This window comes from Mycolicibacterium brumae (assembly GCF_025215495.1).
Taxonomy (GTDB): Bacteria; Actinomycetota; Actinomycetes; order Mycobacteriales; family Mycobacteriaceae; genus Mycobacterium; species Mycobacterium brumae.
Window position 1 is genome coordinate 2696801 of sequence record NZ_CP104302.1, and the last position, 20321, is coordinate 2717121.

Here is a 20321-nt window from a genome sequence, read left to right on the forward strand (position 1 = left end):
CAGATCACTGCGTCGCGCTGATCGTGGCGCTGGCCAGCACCTCGTCGCCGTCGGGGTCCGGGCGATAAAGCACCATGGTCTGCCCGGTGGCCACCCCGCGCAGCGGGCTGCGCAGCCGCATCCGCAGCGCGCCGTCGACAACCTCGGCGACCACGTCGGCGATCCCGCCGTGCGCGCGCACCTGCACCTGGCCCTCGACCGGCCCGGTGAAGGCCGAACCGGAGGTGAACACCGGCTCCGCGCCGGTCAGCTCGGTGACTTCGAGGTCCGCCAGGCCGCCGACGCGCACCACCCCGGTTTCGGCGTCGATGCCGGTGACGTAGCGCGGCAGGCCGTCGGGCCCGGGACCGGCGATGCCCAGGCCCTTGCGCTGCCCGATGGTGAACCCGTGCACACCGTCGTGTTCGGCGAGCACGGTCCCGGCGGCGTCGACGACGGCGCCGGGACGAACGCCGATCCGCGCGCCGAGGAACGCCCGGGTGTCACCGGACGGGATGAAACAGATGTCGTGGCTGTCCGGCTTGTCGGCGGTGAGCAGGCCGCGCGAGGCCGCCTCGGCCCGGATCGCCGGCTTGGGGGTGTCACCGATCGGGAACACCGCGCGGCGCAACTGCTGCGCAGTGAGCACGGCCAGCACGTAGGACTGGTCCTTGTCCGCGTCGACGGCCCGGCGCAGCCTGCCGTCGGCCAACCGGGCGTAGTGGCCGGTGGCCACCGCGTCGAAGCCCAGCGCCAGCGCGCGGGCGGCCAACGCGGAGAACTTGATTCGCTCATTGCAGCGCACACACGGGTTCGGGGTCTCGCCGCGCGCGTATGACTCGACGAAGTCGTCGATCACTTCTTCCTTGAACTTGTCGGCGAAATCCCAGACGTAAAACGGTATTCCGAGCACATCGGCGACGCGCCGGGCATCGGCGGAATCCTCCCGGGAGCAGCAACCGCGGGACCCGGTGCGCAGCGCTCCCGGCGCGGTGGACAGCGCCAGGTGCACGCCGACGACGTCGTGTCCGGCGTCGACAATCCGGGCGGCGGCCACCGAGGAGTCCACACCGCCGCTCATCGCGACCAGCACCCTCACCGCAAACCTCCCGCGCTCGCCAGCGCGGCCTGCCGCGCCCGTTCCACGACTCCGGGCAGCACCGCCAGAGCGGCGTCGACGTCGGCGTCGACACTGGTGTGCCCCAACGTCATTCGCAGTGATCCGCGGGCCAGCTCGCCGGTGGCGCCCATGGCGACCAGCACATGCGACGGCCCGGCGACCCCGGCGGTGCAGGCCGAGCCGGTGGAGCATTCGATTCCGTTGGCGTCCAACAACATCAGCAGCGAGTCGGATTCAGCGCCGCGGAAGGTGAAGTGCGCGTTGCCGGGCAACCGATTGGCCCGCGGGCCGTTGAGCGCCACATCGTCGATCCCGGACAGCACGCCGGCGATGAGCCGGTCCCGCAGTCCGGCCACCCGAACGGCGCCCTCCTCCAGTTCGCCGATGGCGACCCGCGCCGCCTCGGCCAGGCCGACCGCGGCGGCGACGTCGGGCGTTCCGGAGCGCACATCACGCTCCTGTCCGCCGCCGTGGGTCAGCGGGGCGCAGCCGGTGTCGCGGCGCAGCAGCAGGGCGCCGGCGCCCACCGGGCCGCCGAATTTGTGCCCGGTCAGGCTGAGCGCTGCCAGCCCGCTGTCGGCGAAGCGCACCGGCAGCTGCCCGACGGCCTGCACCGCGTCGCTGTGGATCGGGACGCCGTGTTCGGCGGCGATCGCGGCCAGTTCGTGGATCGGCAGCACCGCGCCGACCTCATTGTTGGCCCACATGGCGGTGACCAGGGCGACGTCGTCGTGCGCGTCGAGCGCCGCCCGCAGTGAATCAGGGTCCACCGACCCGTCCGCCAAGGTGGGCAGCACGGTCAGCTCCGCGCCCTGGTGGTCGACGAGCCATTGCACGGCGTCGAGCACGGCGTGGTGCTCCACCGCGGTGGTGACGATGCGGCGGGCGGCGGGACGCTCGGCGGTGCGGGCCCAATAGATGCCCTTGACCGCCAGGTTGTCGCTCTCGGTGCCGCCGGCGGTGAAGATCACCTCCGACGGGCGCGCGCCGAGCAGCCCGGCCAGCGTCTCGCGGGCCTCTTCCATCCGCCGCCGCGCCAACCGGCCGGATCCGTGCAGCGAGGAGGGGTTGCCGACGGTCGCCAGAACCGCCGTCATCGCCTCGATGGCGCTCGGGTACATCGGGGTGGTGGCGGCGTGGTCGAGATACACCGGGGTGGCGGAGGTCATGACCGATCCAGGATACCGGCCCCGGGTGGGCCCGCTCGGCCCGCGGTCAGGCGGCGGTCGGGTGGGCGATCGGCGCGCCGGTCCGCCCCACCCCCAGCACTTGGGCCTGGGCCCGGTGCGCCAGGGTGCGCCGACTGTCCCGGGGATCGAGCTGATAACCCAGGTGCACGTGGGCGACGGTGCGCCGGGCGGTCATCAGCCGGCGGATCGAGGACCCCAGCGAGTCCTCCCCGATGTAGGCCGCGGCGGTGGAGCGGCGGCCGTCGCGGTGGTGGTAGCTGAGCCGGACCGGCTGCACCGGACGACCGGAGTCGACCGCGGCCTGGAACAACGCCGGCGCGAAGCGCCCGTGCGCCTGCCCGCACCAGGTGGTGCCCTCCGGGAAGGCGACCACGGTCTTTCCGGACCGCAGCCGGTGCGCGACGTCGGCGACCACCCCGGGCAGGGCCCGCAGGCTGCCGCGTTCGATCGGGATGACCCGCAGCATCCGGGCCAGCTGCCCCAGCCCCGGCCAGCAGGTCATCTCGGCCTTGGCGACAAACGCGCCGGGGGTCACCGCGCCGATGACGAAGATGTCGGCCCAGGAGATGTGGTTGCTGACGACCAGGACGCCCCGCAGATTCGGGCGAGCCCCGCCTTCGAAGCCGGACACGCTGACCCGCACACCGAGGGCGCGCAGCACCAGCCGGCAGTAGCCGCGTTGCAGGTGGGTTTTGGCGGGACCGCACAGGCCGGTGGCCGGCAGCACCGCCAGCCCGGGGGCCAGCGCGGCCAGCGCCGCCGCGCGCATCAGCAGTCGGCAGGTCACCGCGGCGCGGGAGTCCGATTCCACGCCCGCCTGCAGGCAGCCGAGGTGGCACGAGGCGCGCGGCACCCACGGGTTCGGGCGAGCGGCCACCGGGGCCGCCGCCAGCGTCGGGGCGCTCACTGCTGTGCCGCCACGGCGGCCGCCCCGGCCGACCGGAGTCGGTTCAGGTAGCGGGTGTCGGCGCGGCGCTTGTCCAGCAGCGCGGGGAAATCGGCCACGCCGAAGTCCGGGTCGTGCGCGGGCGGACCGCACACCTCCGCGCCGAGGCGCAGGTAGCCGCGCATCAGCGGCGGCAGCGTCGGACGGTCCAGCGCCGGCAGCTCTGCCAACCCGCGGCCGTCGAGCATGACGGGCCGGTACGGGGTGACGGTGTGCTCGGCGGCGACGGCGTGCCGGCGGGTGACGAAGTCGTGCACGCTGCGGATCTGCGCGCCGGGCGCCCCGACGCCGTCGACCGGGACCGACACGCAGCCGGCGACGTAGTCGTAGCCGGAGCGGTCCAGATACGCCAGGATGCCGGTCCACATCAGCAGCACCACCGCGCCGTTGCGGTGTTCGGCGCGGACCACCGCCCGGCCCATCTCCACCAGCGACGGGCGCAGCCGGTCCCAGCCGGAGATCTCGAACTCGGTGGCCGTGTACAGGCCGCCGGCGGCGATCGCCCCGGGCGGCGGCAGCATTCGGTAGCAGCCGACGAACTGGCCCGTCGTCTCCTCGCGGACCAGCAGGTGGTCGCAGTGCTGGTCGAATTCGTCGGCGTCGCGCCCGTCGGCGGCCGGCGGCAGCGCGAATCCGGGTTCGGCGGTGAACACGTCGTGGCGCAGCCGCTGGGCGGCGTCGATCAGCTCGGGGTCGGCCGACAACAGCAGCGTGTAGCGCGCGGTGGTCGCGGTGGTCTCGGTCGCGGGAATGAGAACTGAGGTGCTCATAGGGCCAGGCTGACGCCACGAACCGGCCGGACGGCAATCGCGGCGTGACGGGTTCATGAGCGTCTGGTGACGAGTTGTGCCGTGCCCGGACACGCGAAAACCCCGGCACGATCACGTCGTGCCGGGGTTTTCGGGTGCGAAGAGAATCAGCCCTTACGAGCCTTGATCGCCTCGGTCAGCTGCGGGGTGACGTTGAACAGGTCACCCACGATGCCGTAGTCGGCGATCTCGAAGATCGGCGCTTCCTCGTCCTTGTTGACCACCACGATGGTCTTCGAGGTCTGCATGCCGGCCCGGTGCTGGATCGCGCCGGAGATGCCCAGGGCGATGTACAGCTGCGGGGACACGGTCTTGCCGGTCTGGCCGATCTGGAACTGGCCCGGGTAGTAGCCGGAGTCGACCGCCGCGCGGGACGCGCCGACGGCGCCGCCGAGGGAATCGGCGAGCTCCTCGACCACCGAGAACTTGTCGGCCGAGCCGACGCCGCGGCCGCCGGCCACGACGACCGAGGCCTCGGTCAGTTCCGGACGGTCACCGGCGACAACCGGCTCACGCGAGGTGATCTTGGTGGCGTTCTCCGCGGCGGCCGGCACCTCGACGGTGACCAGCTCGCCGGCGCCGGCCTCATCGGAGGCCTCGACGCCGCCGGGGCGGACGGTGATGACCGGGGAGTCGCCGTTGGCCTTGGCCTCGACGGTGAACGCGCCACCGAAGATGGAGTGCACGCCCACGCCGCCGTCCTTGACGTCGATGACGTCGACGAGCAGGCCGGAGCCGTTGCGCGCGGCCACCCGGCCGGCGATCTCCTTGCCGTCGGCCGTGGCGGCGATGAGCACCGCCGCGGGGGCGGTGGTCTCGACCAGGTTGGACAGCACGTCCACGTACGGGGTGAGCAGGAAGCCGTCCACGTCGGCCGATTCGGCGACGTAGATCTTCGCGGCGCCGGCGGCCTTGAGGCCTTCGACCAGCGAATCGGCGGAGCCCGGGGCGCCCACCACGACGGCGGACGGCTCGCCCAGCGTGCGGGCGGCGGTGATGAGCTCGTTGGTGACCTTCTTCAAGCCACCGTCGGCGTGCTCGACGAGCACAAGTACTTCAGCCATGTGATTGCCTTTGTCTTAGGTGTGCGGTCTTAGATGAGCTTCTGGCCGACCAGGTACTCGGCGATCTTGACGCCGCCTTCGCCCTCGTCGGTGATCTTCTCACCGGCGGTCTTCGGGGGCTTGGGGGTCGAGGAGGTCACGGTGGACCCGGCGTTGGCGACGCCGACCTCGTCGGCCTCGACACCGATGTCGGCCAGCGACAGCACGGTGACTTCCTTCTTCTTGGCGGCCATGATGCCCTTGAAGGACGGGAAGCGCGGCTCGTTGATCTTCTCGCTGACGCTCACGATGGCGGGCAGGGTGGCCTCCAGGCCGAACACGCCCTCATCGGTCTCGCGCTCACCGGTGATCTTGTCGCCCTCGACGGTCAGCTTGCGCACGTGGGTCAGCTGCGGCAGGCCCAGGTACTCGGCGATGATCGCCGGCACCGCGCCGCCGACACCGTCGGTGGACTCATTGCCGGCGATGACCAGCTCGACGCCCTCGACGGCGCCCAGCGCGCGGGCCAGCACCCACGCGGTCTGGATCACGTCGGAGCCGTGCACGGCGTCGTCCTTGACGTGGACGGCCTTGTCGGCGCCCATCGACAGCGCCTTGCGGATCGCTTCGGTGGCCCGCTCGGGGCCGACGGTCAGCACGGTGACAGTGCCGTCGCCCTGCTTCTCCTTGATCAGCAGCGCCTCTTCGACGGCGCGCTCGTTGATCTCGTCCAGAACCGCGTCGGCGGCTTCACGGTCCAGCGTGAAATCACCGTCGGAAAGCTTGCGCTCCGACCAGGTGTCTGGGACCTGTTTGATCAGGACCACGATATTCGTCATGCTCGGTGTTCGTCCTCCTCGACGGGCCTTCGCAGGCGCCGCGAAGCGACCGCGAAGGACATTGGCATGGGCCACGATATCGCACCATCCGGAAATGTTACTCATCGGTAACTTATGATGGTCCGCGGGTCCACAATAGCGGGTCGTACTGCGGGTTCGGACCCGCCCCGGGCGTCGGGGGCTTTCTGCTGGAGGGTGTGCGCGGGATAGCCTGCCTGCAATGAGTCATTCCACCGCCGACGGGCCCGTCGGCCCCACCCCCGAACATGCGACCGAGACCGAGGCCGCGGGACTTCCGCTGACCGGCGAACGCACCGTGCCCGGACTGGACGTGGAGAACTACTGGTTCCGTCGGCACGAGATCGCCTATCTGCGGATGGCCGACCGCTGCACCGGCGCTGACGTGCTCGAAGCCGGATTCGGCGAGGGCTACGGCGCGGACCTGCTGGCCGGCGTCGCCCGCCGGGTGATCGGCGTGGACTACGACGAATCCGCCGTCGCGCACGCCCGCGCCCGCTATCCGCGGGTCGAGGTCTGCCAGGGAAACCTGGCCGAACTGCCGCTGCCCGACGGCAGCGTCGACGTCGTGGTGAATTTCCAGGTCATCGAGCACCTGTGGGATCAGTCACAATTCGTCGCCGAATGCGCGCGGGTGCTGCGCCCCGGCGGCGTGCTGCTGATGTCCACGCCGAATCGGATCACCTTCACCCCCGACAGTGACGTTCCGGTCAATCCGTTCCACACCCGGGAGCTCAACGCCGCCGAGCTCGCCGAGCTGCTCACCGACGGCGGGTTCGAGATCGAGTCGATGAACGGCGTGTTCCACGGCCCGCGGCTGCGCGAGCTGGACGCCAAGTACGGCGGGTCGATCATCGACGCGCAGATCGCCCGCGCGCTGGCCGACGCGCCGTGGCCGGCGGATCTGCTGGCCGACATCGCCGGGTTGGCGGCCGACGACTTCGAACTGCTGCCCGCCGAGGACCGGGACATCGACGCCAGCCTGGACCTGCTCGCGATCGCGGTGCGCCGGTGACCGAGCAGTCCACGTCGCAGACCCCGGGGATGTTCACCCTGGTGCTGCACACCCATCTGCCCTGGCTGGCCCATCACGGCCGCTGGCCGGTCGGCGAGGAGTGGCTGTATCAATCCTGGTCGGCGTGCTACCTGCCGCTGGTGCGGGTGCTGCGCCGGCTGGCCGCCGAGGACCGGACGAATCTGCTGACGCTGGGTGTCACGCCGGTGGTCGCCGCCCAGCTCGACGATCCGTACTGCCTGGACGCCATGGAGCACTGGCTGGCGAATTGGCGGTTGCGCGCGACCGAGGCCGCCGTCTCTCCCACCGCCGGCGCCGAGCCGGGCACCGCCTGCGCCCCGGAGGCGATCCGGGCGTTCGGCGCCCGGGAGCACGCCGAGGCCCAGGCCGAGCTGGACGAGTTCGCCGGCCTGTGGCGGCACGGCGGCAGCCCGGTGCTGCGCGAGCTGGCCGACGCCGGGACGGTGGAACTGCTCGGCGGGCCGCTGGCGCACCCGTTCCAGCCGCTGCTGGCGCCGCGGCTGCGGGAGTTCGCGCTGACCGAGGGGCTGGCCGACGCCGCCGCCCGGTTCGGCCGCACCCCGGCCGGCATCTGGGCCCCGGAATGCGCGTACGCGCCGGGCATGGAACGCGGTTACGCCGACGCCGGCGTCGGTCACTTCATGGTCGACGGGCCCTCGCTGCACGGCGACACCGCCCTCGGCCGCCCGGTCGGTGACACCGACGTGGTGGCCTTCGGCCGCGACCTGTCGGTCAGCTACCGGGTGTGGTCGCCGAAGTCCGGCTACCCCGGGCACGCCGCCTACCGCGATTTCCACACCTATCACCACGGCACCGGCCTCAAACCCGCCCGGGTGACCGGCCGCGCGGTGCCCTCGGAGGCCAAGGCCCCCTACGACCCGGCGCGCGCGGACGCCGCGGTGGACACCCACGTCGCCGACTTCGTCGACACCGTCCGGCGCCGGTTGATTAGCGAGTCCGAGCGGATCGGCCGACCCGCGCACGTGGTGGCCGCGTTCGACACCGAACTCTTCGGGCACTGGTGGCACGAGGGGCCGATCTGGCTGGAACGGGTGCTGCGGGCGCTGCCGGCGGCCGGCGTCCGGGTCGGCACACTCGCCGACGCCCGGGCGCAGGGGTTCGTCGGGCGCCCGGTGCAGCTGCCGCCGAGTTCCTGGGGGTCGGGCAAGGACTGGCAGGTGTGGTCCGGGGATCAGGTCGGCGATCTGGTCCGGTTGAACGCCGAGGTCGTCGACACGGCGCTCAACGCCGTCGACAAGGCGGCCGAGGTGGCCCGCGGCGCCGCCGGCCTGGGCGGGCCGATCCCGCGCGACCGGGTCGCCGACCAGATCCTGCGCGAAACCCTGCTCACGGTGTCCTCGGACTGGCCGTTCATGGTCAGCAAGAATTCGGCCGCCGAGTACGCCCGCTACCGCGCCCACCTGCACGCGCACGCCACCCGCGAGATCGCCGGCGCGCTGGCCGCCGGCCGCCGTGACGCCGCGCAGCGACTGGCCGACGGCTGGAATCGGGCCGACGGATTGTTCGGGGCGCTGGACTCCCGACGGCTTCGGCCGCCATGCTGAAACACGCGATGAAGGTGCTGCTGGTCTCCTGGGAGTACCCGCCGGTGGTGATCGGCGGGCTGGGACGCCATGTCCATCACCTGGCCACCGAGCTGGCCGCCGCCGGCCACGAGGTGGTGGTGCTCTCGCGCCGGCCCACCGGCACCGATCCGCTCTCGCACCCCAGCACCGACGAGGTCAGCGAAGGCGTGCGGGTGGTGGCCGCAGCCCAGGACCCGCACGAGTTCAGCTTCGGCGAGGACATGATGGCCTGGGTGCTGGCGATGGGCCATGCGATGACCCGCGCCGGCCTGGCGCTGGGCGATTGGCGTCCCGACGTGATGCACGCGCACGACTGGCTGGTCGCCCACCCGGCCATCACGCTGGCCGAATTCTTCGATGTGCCACTGGTTTCCACCATCCACGCCACCGAGGCGGGCCGGCATTCCGGCTGGGTTGCCGGGAAGGTGAGCCGGCAGGTGCACGCGCTTGAGTCCTGGCTCGCCCACGACTCGGACGCGCTGATCACCTGTTCGGCGTCCATGCGCGAGGAGATCACCCGGCTGTTCGGGCCGGGTCTGGCTGAAACCAGCGTCATCCCCAACGGGATCTGCACGACCGGTTGGCCGTTCGCCACTCGCCGCGCTCACGACGGGCCGCCCGAGTTGCTCTACTTCGGCCGGCTGGAGTACGAGAAGGGCGTCCAGGACGCCATCGCCGCGTTGCCGAGGGTCCGTCGCACCCATCCGGGAGCCACCCTCACCGTCGCCGGCGACGGCACCCAGGAAGATTTCCTGATCGAGACCGCGCGCCGGCACAAGGTGCTCAAGGCGACGAAATTCGTTGGGCGCGTTGACCACCGGCAGCTGCTGACCCTGCTGCACCGCGCCGACGTGGCGGTGCTGCCGTCGCACTACGAACCGTTCGGGATCGTCGCGTTGGAGGCGGCCGCGGCGGGCATCCCGCTGGTGGCCTCGACGGCAGGCGGCCTCGGCGAGGCCGTCATCGACGGTGAGACCGGGTTGAGCTTCGGCCCGCGGGATGTGGCCGCGCTGGCCGCCGCGGTGCGCCGGGCGCTCGACGACCCGGCCGCCGCGCAGCGGCGCGCCCGCGCCGCCCGGGCCCGGCTGACGTCGGATTTCGCCTGGCACACCGTCGCCGAGCGGACCGGTCAGGTGTACCTGGCCGCCAAGCGCGGCGTGCGCGCGCCGCAGCCGCGCCGGATCATCGTCGAGCGTCCGCTGCCGGATTACGGCTGATTGAATAGGCATCTGCCACTACATCGACATTGCGATAGGGTGACACCAGGTGGTGTCAACGCCATCCTGCAGGTTTCGCGGCATTCTTTGCCGCCCGCCTCATCTCGCCGAACACGCGGCGATTCCCGCGGCAAGCGGATCGAAATCCCCTGCCCGACATCATCCAGCGGCATCAGACGCGTCTGGATCGATGGCGCTTCTGCAATGCCCCACCGCTGCCTACGCCAGAGGCAGGACCACGTTCACACCACAGAAAGATCGACAGACCGTGACTCTCAATGGAATCACCACCGGCACCGAGCGAGTGATCATCGAGGACATCCTCGACCGCAACCGCCAGGCGCTCATCGCGACCGCCCGTGGCTTATCTGAAGCCGACGCCCGCCGACGACTCGTCGCTTCCCTGACGACACCGATCTCCCTACTCAAGCACGCCGCTGGAGCAGAACGAATCTGGTTCCAACGATTCTGGCCAGGACTCGACGAATCCGAATGCGACGGATACTCACGTCGAGACGAGGGGACCTTCGCCGTCGCAGACGACGAGTCGCTGGCAGACGTCATCGCCGAGTTCGAGCGCGCAAGCCAGCGATCACGCGAGATCGCCTCGCGCTTCTCGCTCGACGACACCAAGGACAACCCTCGGGAAGGAGCCGTCAGCATGCGATGGGCGCTGCTGATGCTCATCCAGGAGTTCGCCAGACATGCGGGCCACGGCGACATCCTGCGCGAACAGATCGCCGGTGTAGGCGCGGCCTATCGGTCGTAGCCGACCAGCGCGAGGGATTCGGGCAGGTCAACGCCATGCCTCAGCGCGGCCCAGCGGCCTCCTTCTGCTCAATGTCTGCCAGCGCCGCGGCCAGTTGCGCGCGCTGCTCGGCGGTGGCGTCCCAGGCGACCTTGCGGTTCTTGACCACCGTGGCCAGCGAGCCCACGGCGATCGAGTAGTCCGGGATGTCGCCGTGCTGCCGTCGCACTACGAACCGTTCGGGATCGTCGCGCTGGAGGCGGCTGCGGCCGGCATCCCACTGGTGAGCTCATCAGCCGGCGGCCTCGGCGGGGCCGTCATCGACGGGGAGACCAGGTTGTCCTTCCCACCCCGGGATGTGGCCGCGCTCGCCGCGCAACAGCGTTCGATGGCGGCCCGCGCCCGGCTCACCTCCGACTTTTCCTGGCAAACCGTCGTCGAACGGACCGGACAGGTGTACCTGGCCGCCAAGCGCGGCGAGCTGTCGCCGCAGCCGCACCGGATCATCGTCGAGCGCCCCCTTCCTGACTACGGCTGACACCGAATTCCCGGTCCCACTCCGTCGAGCGGATTTGGCCCGGTTCGGCACCTCTCGGCCGAGTGGGCATGGTCAAATAGCCCATGCCCAGCAAATTCTCTCGTCGCACCTGGTTCGGCCTGGCCGGAGCCACCGCGGCCGCAGCCGCGCTGACCGCCTGCGACAGCAAAACCCCAACCGGCGACACGGCCGCCACCCCGTCGCTCACTCCGCGCGGGCCGATCACCGATCCCGACACCGCGCTGGAGGCCCTCAAGCAGGGCAATCAGCGCTTCGTCACCGCCGAGCAGATGCACCCCGGTGAGCACCCTGACGCCCGGGTAGATGTGGCCGGCGGGCAGAAGCCATTCGCGGTGCTGGTGAGCTGCTCGGATTCCCGGGTCCCGCCGGAACTGCTGGTCGACCAGGGTTTCGGCGATCTGTTCGTGGTGCGGGTGGCCGGCAACGTGATCGGCCCGTCGGAGCTGGGCAGTGTCGAATACGCGGTCGACCACCTGCACACCCCGCTGATCGTGACCGTCGGGCACACCCGTTGCGGGGCGGTCGAGGCCGCCGTGGACAGCGTGGAAAGCGGCGAGGCTCCGCACGGGGCGATCGCTGAGATCGTCAAGCTGATCACTCCGGCCGTCCACGAGGCGCAGAAGGACCCCGGCGAGGATCTCCTCGACACCGCGGTCCGCCTCAACGCCGTGCAGTCCCGCGACACCCTGCTGAAATCCACGGTGGTGGCCGACGCGGTCGCGGCCGGCAAGCTCCGAGTCATCGCGGCCTACTACAGTCTCGACAACGACGGCAAAGTCGAGCTGCTCTGAGCCGCGCCCGGCTGAGGGCTTCCCACTGAAGCGACGCGGTTACGTACCGTGGAGAACAGGTGACCGCGAAGGGAGACCCGCATGCCGGTGAAACACAGCGACGATCTCCGCTGGGTCGAAATGGAACTGGTCGTGCCCGGCACGCCGGATCAGCTGTGGCAGGCGGTCGCCACCGGACCCGGGAACGCCGCCTGGTTCACGCCGACCCAGATCGACGGGCGGGTCGGCGGAACGGTGGTGTTCGACCTGGGCGATTACGGCGAATCCATTGCGGAGATCACCGTCTGGGACCCGCCGCGGCGACTCGGCTACGTCGAACGCGATTGGGCCGGGAATGCGCCGCCGCTCACCACCGAGATCAGCGTGACCGGCAGGCCCGACGGCGCCCTGCTCCGAATGAGGCACACGCTGGAGTCGGGATCCGACGAATGGGATCCCCACCTGGAGGGATTCGAGGCCGGTTGGCCAGGCTGTTTCGAGGTGCTGCGCCTTTACCTCGCGAATTTCGCCGGGCTGCCGGCGGTGACCGTGGGCGCGACGGGCGCCGCCGCCACGGCCGCGCACGCCGGCGCCTGGAAGACCCTGACCAGCTTGCTCGGGCTGGCGGGCGCCGATGTCGGGGATGAACGGTCCCTCACCCCGGGACCGCAAACCCTGACCGGTGTGGTGGAACGCGTCAGCCAGGACAACAAGCAGCGCTATCTCCTATTGCGGCTCACCCAGCCGGGCGCCGGGGCAGCCCTGATCGGGACCTATGACGCCGGGGAGCGCGTCAACGCCAACGTGATCTGCTACTTCTACGGCGACGACGCCGCCGACCGCGCCGCCGGCGTCGAGGACAGCTGGCGGGACTGGCTCAGCGAGAACATCGGCCCGCCACCGGCCGTGCCGGCCTGCTGACGTTCGCCCGCGCCGCCGCGCTCCTGCGGGCGGCGCACATTGGCCCCGCTCCCTAGCGGGGCTCGGCGGCCTTCTTCCGCTCGATGTCGGCCAGCGCCGCGGCCAGTTGCGCGCGCTGCTCGGCCGTGGCGTCCCACGCCACCTTGCGGTTCTTGACCACCTTGGCCGGCGAGCCGACGGCGATCGAGTAGTCCGGGATGTCGCCCTTGACGACGGCGTGCGCGCCGAGCACGCAGCCGCGGCCGACGCGGGTGCCGCGCAGGATCGTCACCTTGGTCGCGATCCAGGTGTCCGGCCCGATCCGCACCGGGCTCTTGACGATGCCCTGGTCCTTGATCGGCATCTCGATGTTGTCCATCTTGTGGTCGAAGTCGCAGACGTAACACCAGTCGGCCATCAGCGCGGAGTCACCCAGTTCGATGTCCAGGTAGGTGTTGATGACGTTGTCGCGACCCAGCACCACCTTGTCCCCGATGCGCAGCGACCCTTCGTGGCAGCGGATGGTGTTCTTGTCCCCGATGTGCACCCAGCGGCCGATCTCCATCTGGGACAGCTCCGGGGTTGCCTGGATCTCCACACCCCGGCCCAGGAAAACCATGCCCCGGGTGATGATGTGCGGGTTGGCCAGCTTGAACTTCAGCAGCCGCCAGTAGCGGACCAGGTACCACGGCGTATATGCCTTGTTGGCCAGCACCCAGCGCAGTGAGTCACGGGTCAGGAACTTCGCCTGGCGCGGGTCGCGCAGCCGCTGACCCCGCCACCTCTTGTGGATCGGAGCGCCCCACATGGTCGTCATGGCCGCAAAGCCTATCGGCCCGACGGTGGCGGCGAGACAACGCGTTACCCTCGTGACACCCGAGAATCGGGTGATCGGATCGGTAAGGGGACGACACTGGTGCTTCGGCGCATCGGCGCAGTGACCTCGGCACTGGCGCTTCTGGGCGTCGCCGGTTGCGGCGACAACAGCCACTGGGTCGACGCGGCGCCGTCGCTGGGCTGGTCGGCGCAGTACGGTGACGCCGCCAACAGCAGCTATGTCGACCGCGAGGGCGCTACAGATCTAGAGCCGACCTGGACGCGGTCGGTCAAGGGGACCCTCGGCGCGGCCGGGGCGCTGGGCTCGTTCAACTATCTGGCGCTCAACGCCGAGAGTGAGAACGGCTGCACCCTGATGGTCTGGGAGATCGACAACAACGCCCGGCAGCGTTGGTGCACGCGGCTGTGGCCGGGCGGCAATTTCACCTCCCCGCTGATCGACGGCTTCGACAATCTCTACGTCGGTCAGCCCGGCGCGATCCTGAGTTTCCCGCCCACCCAATGGATCCGCTGGCGCCAGCCCGTCATCGGCCAGCCGCAGACGCCGCGGCTGGTCGCCGGCGGTGAGCTGCTGGTGGTCACCCATCTGGGGCAGGTGCTGGTGTTCAACGCCCACCGCGGCACCGTCGAGGGCACCCCGCTGGACCTGGTCAAGGGCCTGGATCCGACCGACTCGCTGCGCGGGCTGGCCGACTGCGCGTCCTCGGGGCCGGAGTGCCCGATCCCCGCGGCGCCGGCGTTCTCGGCGAAGTCGAACATGATCGTGCTGGGGCTGCGGGAACCCGGCTCGGACGCCTCGACGCTGGTCGGGCTGCGATACCGGCCCGGTGAGTCCCCGCTGGTGCGCCAGGAGTGGAGCAGCGACGCCGTCAAGGCGGGGGTGCTGGCCGCTCCGGCGCTGTCCGCCGACGGGCGCACCGTGTACGTCAATGGCCGGGACCGCAAACTGTGGGCGCTCGACAGTGGCGACGGCGAGGTCAAATGGTCGGCCGCGATGAAGTTCCAGCCGCAGACTCCCCCGACGGTGGCGCCGGACGGCACGATCATCGTCGGCGGCGGCCCGGGCGCCGAGCTGGTGGCGCTGCGCGACGAAGGCGAGCAGGCCAGCGAGGTGTGGCGTCGCGACGACGTCACCCCGCTGACGACCGCCAGCCGCGCCGGCGACGACGTCGCCTACGTGGTGAGCGCCGACGGTGACGACGGCATGGCGTTGCTGGCGTTCAACCCCGCCGACGGCAGCACCGTCAACTCCTACCCGCTGCCGGAGGCCACCGGGTTCCCGGTCGGGGTGTCACTGGCCGCCGACGGTTCGGTGATCGCCGCCACCAGCGACGGCCAGGTCTACGGGTTCACCCCCGCGGAGGACTGACAGGCGAGAGTCAGGCGAACATCGGCGCGACGGCTTCGCGCGGAATCGACACCACGATGGCGCCGAAGGACTCCGCGAGCACCGCGCCACGGTCGAAGAAGAACATCATCTCATCGTTGGTGAGCGCGAAGTTCTGGTAGGTGTCCGGGTTGGCCGCGACGGCGTCGCTGATCACGGTCCCGTCACCAAACTGCCGGGCGATCTCGGCCTGCACCAGTGGCTCGATCACCGGGATCGGGTCGGTTCCCTCGCGGAACAACGTCGGGATGGTCAGCGCCTTGCGGTAGCCCTGGTCCCAGTTGAACGCCTTGTAGAAGCTGCTCGGGTGCGCGCCGCCGGTGTCCTCGAAGGTCTCCAGCACCAGGGTCTGGGTGCCGCGCGGCGGCACCGACGAGTTGAACTCCAGCGACTTCATCTCCAGCGTGTACGGGGCCAGCCGGGCGCCGGAGCCCTTCGCCAGGTTCAGGAATCCGTCGCGGGTCTGCTTGACGTACTCCAGCACCGGCTTCTGGTTCGGGAAGATCGACGGGAAGCTGATGTCGACGGTGTAGCCCGGGTCGACGATCTTCTGCACGCAGTTGTTGGCCACCAGTTCGGTGTCGATGTCGGTGCACTTGGGCGGGGCGGCGACGGCGGCCGGAGCGGCGGCGCCGGAGGCGACGACGAGGACGGCCAGCGCCGCGGAAAGGCCCGCGGGAATCGAGATGCGCATTGGTCACACGATACCGCCGCGCCGCCCGAGCGCCGAAAACCGCAGCTCAAGCCGCCAAAGTCCGATACGCCGTGCGGACGCTGTTCGCTCCTGCGACGATTGACCGTCATCATCCGTTCAACAACCGGAGGCCGCGCCCGATGAGCGAATTCCTCGACACCCTCAACGGATACATCTGGAGCAACGCGCTGATCTTCCTGTGCCTGGCCGCCGGGGTGTACTTCTCCTTCCGGTCGCGCTTCGTGCAGGTGCGTCAGATCCCCGAGATGGTGCGCCTGATGGTCAAGGGTGAGAAATCACCGTCGGGCGTCTCGTCGTTCCAGGCGCTGACGATGTCGCTGGCCGGCCGCGTCGGCACCGGCAACATCGCGGGTGTGGCGACCGCCATCGCCTTTGGCGGGCCCGGCGCGATGTTCTGGATGTGGACGGTGGCGTTCCTGGGAGCCTCGACCTCGTTCGTGGAGTGCACGCTGGGCCAGATTTACAAGGTCCGAGACCGGTTGACCTACGAGTACCGCGGCGGCCCGGCGTACTACCTCAGCCAGGCTCTCGCGCACACCAAGGCCGCGCCGCTGTTCAAGATCTACGGCCTGATCTTCGCCGCGGTGACCGTGCTGGCCTGTGGGCTGCTGCTGCCCAGCGTGCAGTCGAACTCGATGGCGGTGGCGATGCACAACGCCTGGGGCTTCTCGACCTGGTGGGCCGGGGTCGGCACGGTGATCGTGTTGGCGTTCATCATCATCGGCGGTGTGAAGCGAATCGCCACCTTCGCCTCCATCGTGGTCCCGTTCATGGCGGTGTTCTACATCGTGTTCGCGCTGATCATCGTGTTCACCAACGCCTCCGAGCTGCCCGGGCTGATCCAGATGGTGTTCGCCAGCGCGTTCGGCGCCGACGCCGCCTTCGGCGCGATCATCGGCTCAGCGGTGATGTGGGGCGTCAAACGTGGCATCTACTCCAATGAGGCCGGTCAGGGCACCGGGCCGCACGCCGCCGCTGCCGCCGAGGTGTCGCACCCGGCCAAGCAGGGACTCGTGCAGGCCTTCGCGGTCTACGTCGACACCCTGTTCATCTGCTCGGCGACGGGCTTCCTCATCCTGTCCACCGGCGCCTACCGGGTGTTCGAAGGCGAGTCCGCCTCCGGGCGGGTCATCGCCGAGGGCGGCGCGCTGCCGTCGGCAGTGGTGGAGGTCGGGCCGGCCTACGCCCAGATCGGGTTCGACACGCTGTGGCACGGCGCCGGCTCGAGCTTCATCGCCATCTCGCTGGCTTTCTTCTGCCTGACCACGATCATCGCCTACTACTACATGGCCGAGACCAATCTGCGGTTCCTGATCGGCAAGGCCGCCACCAACACGGTGCCGCTGATCCGCGGCACTGTCGGCTCCAACCTGACCATGGTGTTGCAGGCGGCGATCCTGATCTCGGTGATGAGCGGCGCGGTGTCGACCGCCGCGGAGGCCTGGACGCTCGGCGACATCGGCGTCGGCCTGATGGCCTGGCTGAACATCATCGGCATCCTGATCCTGCAACAGCCGGCCTACAAGGCGTTGCGGGACTTCGAGAAACAAAAGAAGGCCGGACTGGACCCGATGTTCGACCCGATCGCGCTCGGCATCCGCAACGCGACGTTCTGGGAGAACTACGACCCGAAGACCGGCAAGGACAAGGTCCCCGCGCCCTCGCTCAGCTGATCGCCGCCCGGCAGACGAACGCTGTGCTGCGGGCCGACGGCCCGGCGCCGATCCGGGTGAGCACCACGGTCAGCGGGTCGCCGCCGCGGGGCCGCAGCCGTCGGCGCAGCGCGTCGGGGTCGACGTCGAGCCCACGGATCAGGATCTCCAGCGGGCCGCAGTCGGCGGCGGCCAGCGCGGACTTGAGCCGCCGTTCGCTATAGGGCAGTTCCTCGATCACCTCGAAGCCGCGCATCCCGGCCGGCACGGTGTCGCCGGACAGGTAGGCGATGTTCGGATCCAGCTGCCACAGGCCGTGCCGGGTCGCGTACTGGCGGACCAACCCGGCCCGCACCACTGCCCCGTCGGGGTCGACGATGTACCGCCCGACCGGTCCGACCGCGCAGTCCTCTGGGTCGGCGTCGGTCAGCGTCTCGTCGCGGTCCAGCACGCTGGCGCGCCGACGAACCCCCGGCTGGGCGAGCCCGGGTGACCACAGGCAGGCTTCCCGCACCGAGCCGCGCCATGAGGTGAGCTCCACCTCCCCGGCGAAGCCCAGGTCCGCGAGCGCGGCGAAATCGATTCCGGGAGCGCACTTCACCACCAGGTCGCGGCCGGCGTAGACGTCGAGCACCGCGTCCAGCGGCGGCTGGTATGACGACGGGTCGAACCGCCGGCGGCCCCCGCTGCGCCGCGCCGGGTCCACCAGCACGACGGCGTCGCGGCTGATCGGCGCCAACGCGTCGGCGCGACACAGCAGTGCGGCGCCGGTGAGATTGTGCGCGGCCAGCGCCAGCCGCACCGGGTCCAGGTCGCTGCCCAGCAGCGGTCCGGCCACCGGCGCCAGCGCCGCCAGTTCGGTCCCGACCGAACAGGTCGCGTCATGCGCCGCCCGGCCTGCCAGCCGCGCGGCGCGGTGCGCGGCGACCGGTCCGGCGGTGGCCTGTTGCAGCGCCTCGTCGGTGTAGAGCCAGTGTGGCTCACCGAGTCCTTTCGCGGCGGCCCGGCGGCGCAGCAATGTGGTCTCCACCAGCGCCGGGGTGCGTTCGCCGTGCCGGGCGCGCAGCGCGGAGATTTCGGCGACCCGGTCGGTCAGCGGCGCCTCGGCGACCTCCGCCAGCGCCGCCGTCCCGGCGTCGGACGTCAGGTAGGCGACGTCGGCGAGGCTGAGGTTCAGGACGCGTCGGCCTCCGGCTTCACGCCAGTCACAGTGCTCTACCCGTCCACGGAGGTAGCTGGCTTCGTGCCGTCCTGCGGTTTAACGCCAGTCACCATTACGTTGTAGAACCAGCCCTTGGGCACCACCTTGCGCCACACGTTGGCGTCGACCCAGCTCAGCGAGGTCCAGCTGCCGAAGGCGAACTTGGCCCAGCCCCAGCCCAGCTTGCCAGGCGGGACGGCGGCCTCGAAGGTGCGCACCGGCCAGCCGAGCATCGCCGCGGTGAACTCCTCGCTGGCGGTCTCCACCTGCGTGGCGCCGGCGTTGCGGGCCATCCGCTCCAGGTCGGCGGGCTCGAAGGTGTGCAGGTCGACGACGGCTTCCAGCGCGGCGGCGCGCGAGGACTCGTCGAGCTCGGTCTGCGGGCGTCGCCAGTCCCGCAGGCCTGGCAGCTTGGTGACGTTGGTGGCGACCCGCCAGGTCAGCGTGGACAGCTCGCGGGCGTACCGGTTCCCGACGGTGGTCGGCTCGCCGGCGAACACGAATCGTCCGCCCGGCTTGAGCACCCGGACCACCTCGCGCAGCGAGAGCTCCACGTCGGGGATGTGGTGCAGCACCGCGTGGCCGACCACCAGGTCGAAGGTGTTGTCCTCGTACGGGATGCCCTCGGCGTCGGCGACCCGGCCGTCGATGTCCAAGCCCAGGCTCTGGCCGTTGCGGGTGGCGACCTTCACCATGCCGGGCGACAGGTCGGTGACCGAACCGCGCCGGGCCACCCCGGACTGGATCAGGTTGAGCAGGAAGAAGCCGGTGCCGCAGCCCAGTTCCAGGGCGCGGTCATAGGGCAGTTCGCGCTGCACCTCGTCGGGGACGATCGCGTCGAACCGGCCGCGGGCGTAGTCCACGCACCGCTGGTCGTACGAGATCGACCACTTGTCGTCGTAGCTCTCGGCCTCCCAGTCGTGGTAGAGAACCTGAGCAAGTTTGCTGTCTTTGAGCGCGGCCTCGACCTGCTCCGCCGTGGCGTGCGGGTTGGGGGCCGGGACCTCATCCGTGCTGGTCATCAGCACAGCCTAGCCTGTGCTGTGCTCCGTCTCGGAATCCCGCCGGGCCGCCCGGGACACCTCCAGGTACCGCGCCAGGCTCTCCTGCGGCCCGCATCGGCCGTCGATGATGGCCTTGGCCGCGGCCAGCGCGCCGGCCGGGGCGGCGACGAACCGCTGCGCCCACGCCAGCGCCGCGTCGTAGACCCCGTCGGGCGCCACCAGCTCGTCGACCAACCCGAGTTCCAGGGCTTCCTCCGCGCCGATGAACCGTCCGGAGAACACCAGCTCCTTCGCGCGGGCGCGGCCCAGCACCTCGGTCAGCCGGGTCAACTCGGCCGCGCCGGGGATGAGCCCGGCCAGCATCTCGGTCGCGCCGACCTTGACGTTGTCGCCCGCCACCCGCCAGTCCGCGGCCAGCGCCAGCGCCAGTCCGGCGCCCAGGGCGTATCCGGTGACGGCGGCGACGGTCGGCTTGCCGATCGCCGCGACCGCCGCCAACGCCTCGTCGCGGACCCGGACGCCGGCCGCCAGGCCGTCGTCGTCCAGGGTCCGCAGTTCGGGGGTGTCGTCACCGGCGCAGAACATCTCGTGGCCGCCGAAGAGGATCACCACGGCGATGTCGTCGCGCCGATCCACCTCGGCCGCGGCGTCGGCCAGTTCCCGGCACAACTGCCGCGTCAGCGCGTTGGTGGGCGGCCGGGACAGCTCCAGCAGACCCACGCCGGGGGTGTCGGGGCTGGTGTGGACGTGCGTGAATTCACGCAT

General features: G+C 70.6%; 19 protein-coding genes and 2 pseudogenes. 9 read left to right on the forward strand and 12 right to left on the reverse strand.

The window, feature by feature from the left end; genetic code table 11:
- Positions 1-4 precede the first annotated feature (4 nt).
- The 6 genes from mnmA to L2Z93_RS13160 form a co-directional block, all read right to left on the reverse strand.
- Positions 5-1078 (reverse strand): tRNA 2-thiouridine(34) synthase MnmA, encoded by a 1074-nt coding sequence (gene mnmA / locus L2Z93_RS13135; RefSeq protein ID WP_090586034.1) that lies wholly within the window; start codon positions 1076-1078, stop codon positions 5-7.
- Complete coding sequence (locus L2Z93_RS13140) at positions 1075-2268, reverse strand: cysteine desulfurase family protein (protein ID WP_090586038.1); 1194 nt, start codon at positions 2266-2268, stop codon at positions 1075-1077. The genes mnmA and L2Z93_RS13140 overlap by 4 nt, the downstream gene beginning before the upstream one ends.
- Before the next feature lie 46 nt (positions 2269-2314).
- On the reverse strand, positions 2315-3196 hold the full coding sequence (locus L2Z93_RS13145; protein WP_234786009.1) for a lysophospholipid acyltransferase family protein: 882 nt from the start codon (positions 3194-3196) through the stop codon (positions 2315-2317).
- Positions 3193-4005, reverse strand: coding sequence for a GNAT family N-acetyltransferase (locus L2Z93_RS13150; protein WP_090586042.1), 813 nt, complete (start codon positions 4003-4005; stop codon positions 3193-3195). The genes L2Z93_RS13145 and L2Z93_RS13150 overlap by 4 nt, the downstream gene beginning before the upstream one ends.
- A gap of 146 nt (positions 4006-4151) precedes the next feature.
- Positions 4152-5108 (reverse strand): electron transfer flavoprotein subunit alpha/FixB family protein, encoded by a 957-nt coding sequence (locus tag L2Z93_RS13155; RefSeq protein ID WP_090586046.1) that lies wholly within the window; start codon positions 5106-5108, stop codon positions 4152-4154.
- A gap of 29 nt (positions 5109-5137) precedes the next feature.
- Complete coding sequence (locus tag L2Z93_RS13160; RefSeq protein WP_090586049.1) at positions 5138-5926, reverse strand: electron transfer flavoprotein subunit beta/FixA family protein; 789 nt, start codon at positions 5924-5926, stop codon at positions 5138-5140.
- Between the two features lie 220 nt (positions 5927-6146).
- On the opposite strand from L2Z93_RS13160, the gene L2Z93_RS13165 reads away from it, so the two are divergent.
- The 4 genes from L2Z93_RS13165 (at position 6147) to L2Z93_RS13180 (ending at position 10552) form a co-directional block, all read left to right on the forward strand.
- Positions 6147-6959, forward strand: a complete 813-nt coding sequence (locus L2Z93_RS13165) for a class I SAM-dependent methyltransferase (protein ID WP_090586052.1) — start codon at positions 6147-6149, stop codon at positions 6957-6959.
- Between the two features lie 29 nt (positions 6960-6988).
- On the forward strand, positions 6989-8545 hold the full coding sequence (locus L2Z93_RS13170) for a 1,4-alpha-glucan branching protein domain-containing protein (protein ID WP_090586277.1): 1557 nt from the start codon (positions 6989-6991) through the stop codon (positions 8543-8545).
- An 8-nt stretch (positions 8546-8553) separates the two neighbouring features.
- Positions 8554-9783 (forward strand): glycosyltransferase family 4 protein, encoded by a 1230-nt coding sequence (locus L2Z93_RS13175; RefSeq protein WP_090586280.1) that lies wholly within the window; start codon positions 8554-8556, stop codon positions 9781-9783.
- A gap of 268 nt (positions 9784-10051) precedes the next feature.
- On the forward strand, positions 10052-10552 hold the full coding sequence (locus tag L2Z93_RS13180) for a DinB family protein (RefSeq protein WP_090586055.1): 501 nt from the start codon (positions 10052-10054) through the stop codon (positions 10550-10552).
- A 40-nt stretch (positions 10553-10592) separates the two neighbouring features.
- On the opposite strand, the pseudogene L2Z93_RS13185 reads toward L2Z93_RS13180, so the two are convergent.
- Positions 10593-10745 (reverse strand): annotated as a pseudogene (locus L2Z93_RS13185) (acetyltransferase); the annotation flags it as partial.
- On the opposite strand from L2Z93_RS13185, the pseudogene L2Z93_RS13190 reads away from it, so the two are divergent.
- The 3 genes and pseudogenes from L2Z93_RS13190 to L2Z93_RS13200 form a co-directional block, all read left to right on the forward strand.
- Positions 10737-11069 (forward strand): annotated as a pseudogene (locus tag L2Z93_RS13190) (glycosyltransferase); the annotation flags it as partial. The pseudogenes L2Z93_RS13185 and L2Z93_RS13190 sit on opposite strands and share 9 nt — an antisense overlap.
- Positions 11070-11152: 83 nt before the next feature.
- Positions 11153-11881, forward strand: a complete 729-nt coding sequence (locus tag L2Z93_RS13195; protein WP_090586060.1) for a carbonic anhydrase — start codon at positions 11153-11155, stop codon at positions 11879-11881.
- Between the two features lie 81 nt (positions 11882-11962).
- Positions 11963-12781 carry an SRPBCC family protein gene (locus L2Z93_RS13200; protein WP_090586063.1) on the forward strand — a complete coding sequence of 273 codons (819 nt, stop codon included), beginning with the start codon at positions 11963-11965 and terminating at the stop codon, positions 12779-12781.
- A 52-nt stretch (positions 12782-12833) separates the two neighbouring features.
- Here L2Z93_RS13200 and L2Z93_RS13205 read toward each other — a convergent pair whose 3' ends face one another.
- Positions 12834-13577, reverse strand: coding sequence for an acyltransferase (locus tag L2Z93_RS13205; RefSeq protein WP_090586065.1), 744 nt, complete (start codon positions 13575-13577; stop codon positions 12834-12836).
- 99 nt (positions 13578-13676) lie between these two features.
- On the opposite strand from L2Z93_RS13205, the gene L2Z93_RS13210 reads away from it, so the two are divergent.
- Entirely contained in the window at positions 13677-14966 is a 1290-nt protein-coding gene (locus tag L2Z93_RS13210; protein ID WP_090586069.1) for a BamB-related PQQ repeat family beta-propellar protein, read from the forward strand.
- 10 nt (positions 14967-14976) lie between these two features.
- On the opposite strand, the gene L2Z93_RS13215 is transcribed toward L2Z93_RS13210, so the two are convergent.
- The gene (locus L2Z93_RS13215) at positions 14977-15678 is read right to left on the reverse strand and encodes an esterase (protein ID WP_090586071.1); all 702 of its coding nucleotides are present in this window, start codon (positions 15676-15678) and stop codon (positions 14977-14979) included.
- A gap of 140 nt (positions 15679-15818) precedes the next feature.
- Between L2Z93_RS13215 and L2Z93_RS13220 the strand changes: the two genes are divergently transcribed.
- The gene (locus tag L2Z93_RS13220) at positions 15819-17372 is read left to right on the forward strand and encodes an alanine/glycine:cation symporter family protein (RefSeq protein ID WP_090586077.1); all 1554 of its coding nucleotides are present in this window, start codon (positions 15819-15821) and stop codon (positions 17370-17372) included.
- Here the strand turns inward: L2Z93_RS13220 and L2Z93_RS13225 are convergent.
- The 3 genes from L2Z93_RS13225 to L2Z93_RS13235 are packed head-to-tail and all read right to left on the reverse strand — an operon-like array spanning position 17365 to position 20321.
- Positions 17365-18528 (reverse strand): THUMP-like domain-containing protein, encoded by a 1164-nt coding sequence (locus L2Z93_RS13225; protein ID WP_090586080.1) that lies wholly within the window; start codon positions 18526-18528, stop codon positions 17365-17367. The two genes, L2Z93_RS13220 and L2Z93_RS13225, sit on opposite strands and share 8 nt — an antisense overlap.
- A 38-nt stretch (positions 18529-18566) precedes the next feature.
- A complete protein-coding gene (locus tag L2Z93_RS13230) occupies positions 18567-19574 on the reverse strand; it encodes a class I SAM-dependent methyltransferase (RefSeq protein WP_090586284.1) in 1008 nt (335 codons plus the stop codon).
- A gap of 9 nt (positions 19575-19583) precedes the next feature.
- Positions 19584-20321: an enoyl-CoA hydratase gene (locus L2Z93_RS13235; protein ID WP_090586087.1), complete on the reverse strand. Its 738-nt coding sequence runs from the start codon at positions 20319-20321 to the stop codon at positions 19584-19586.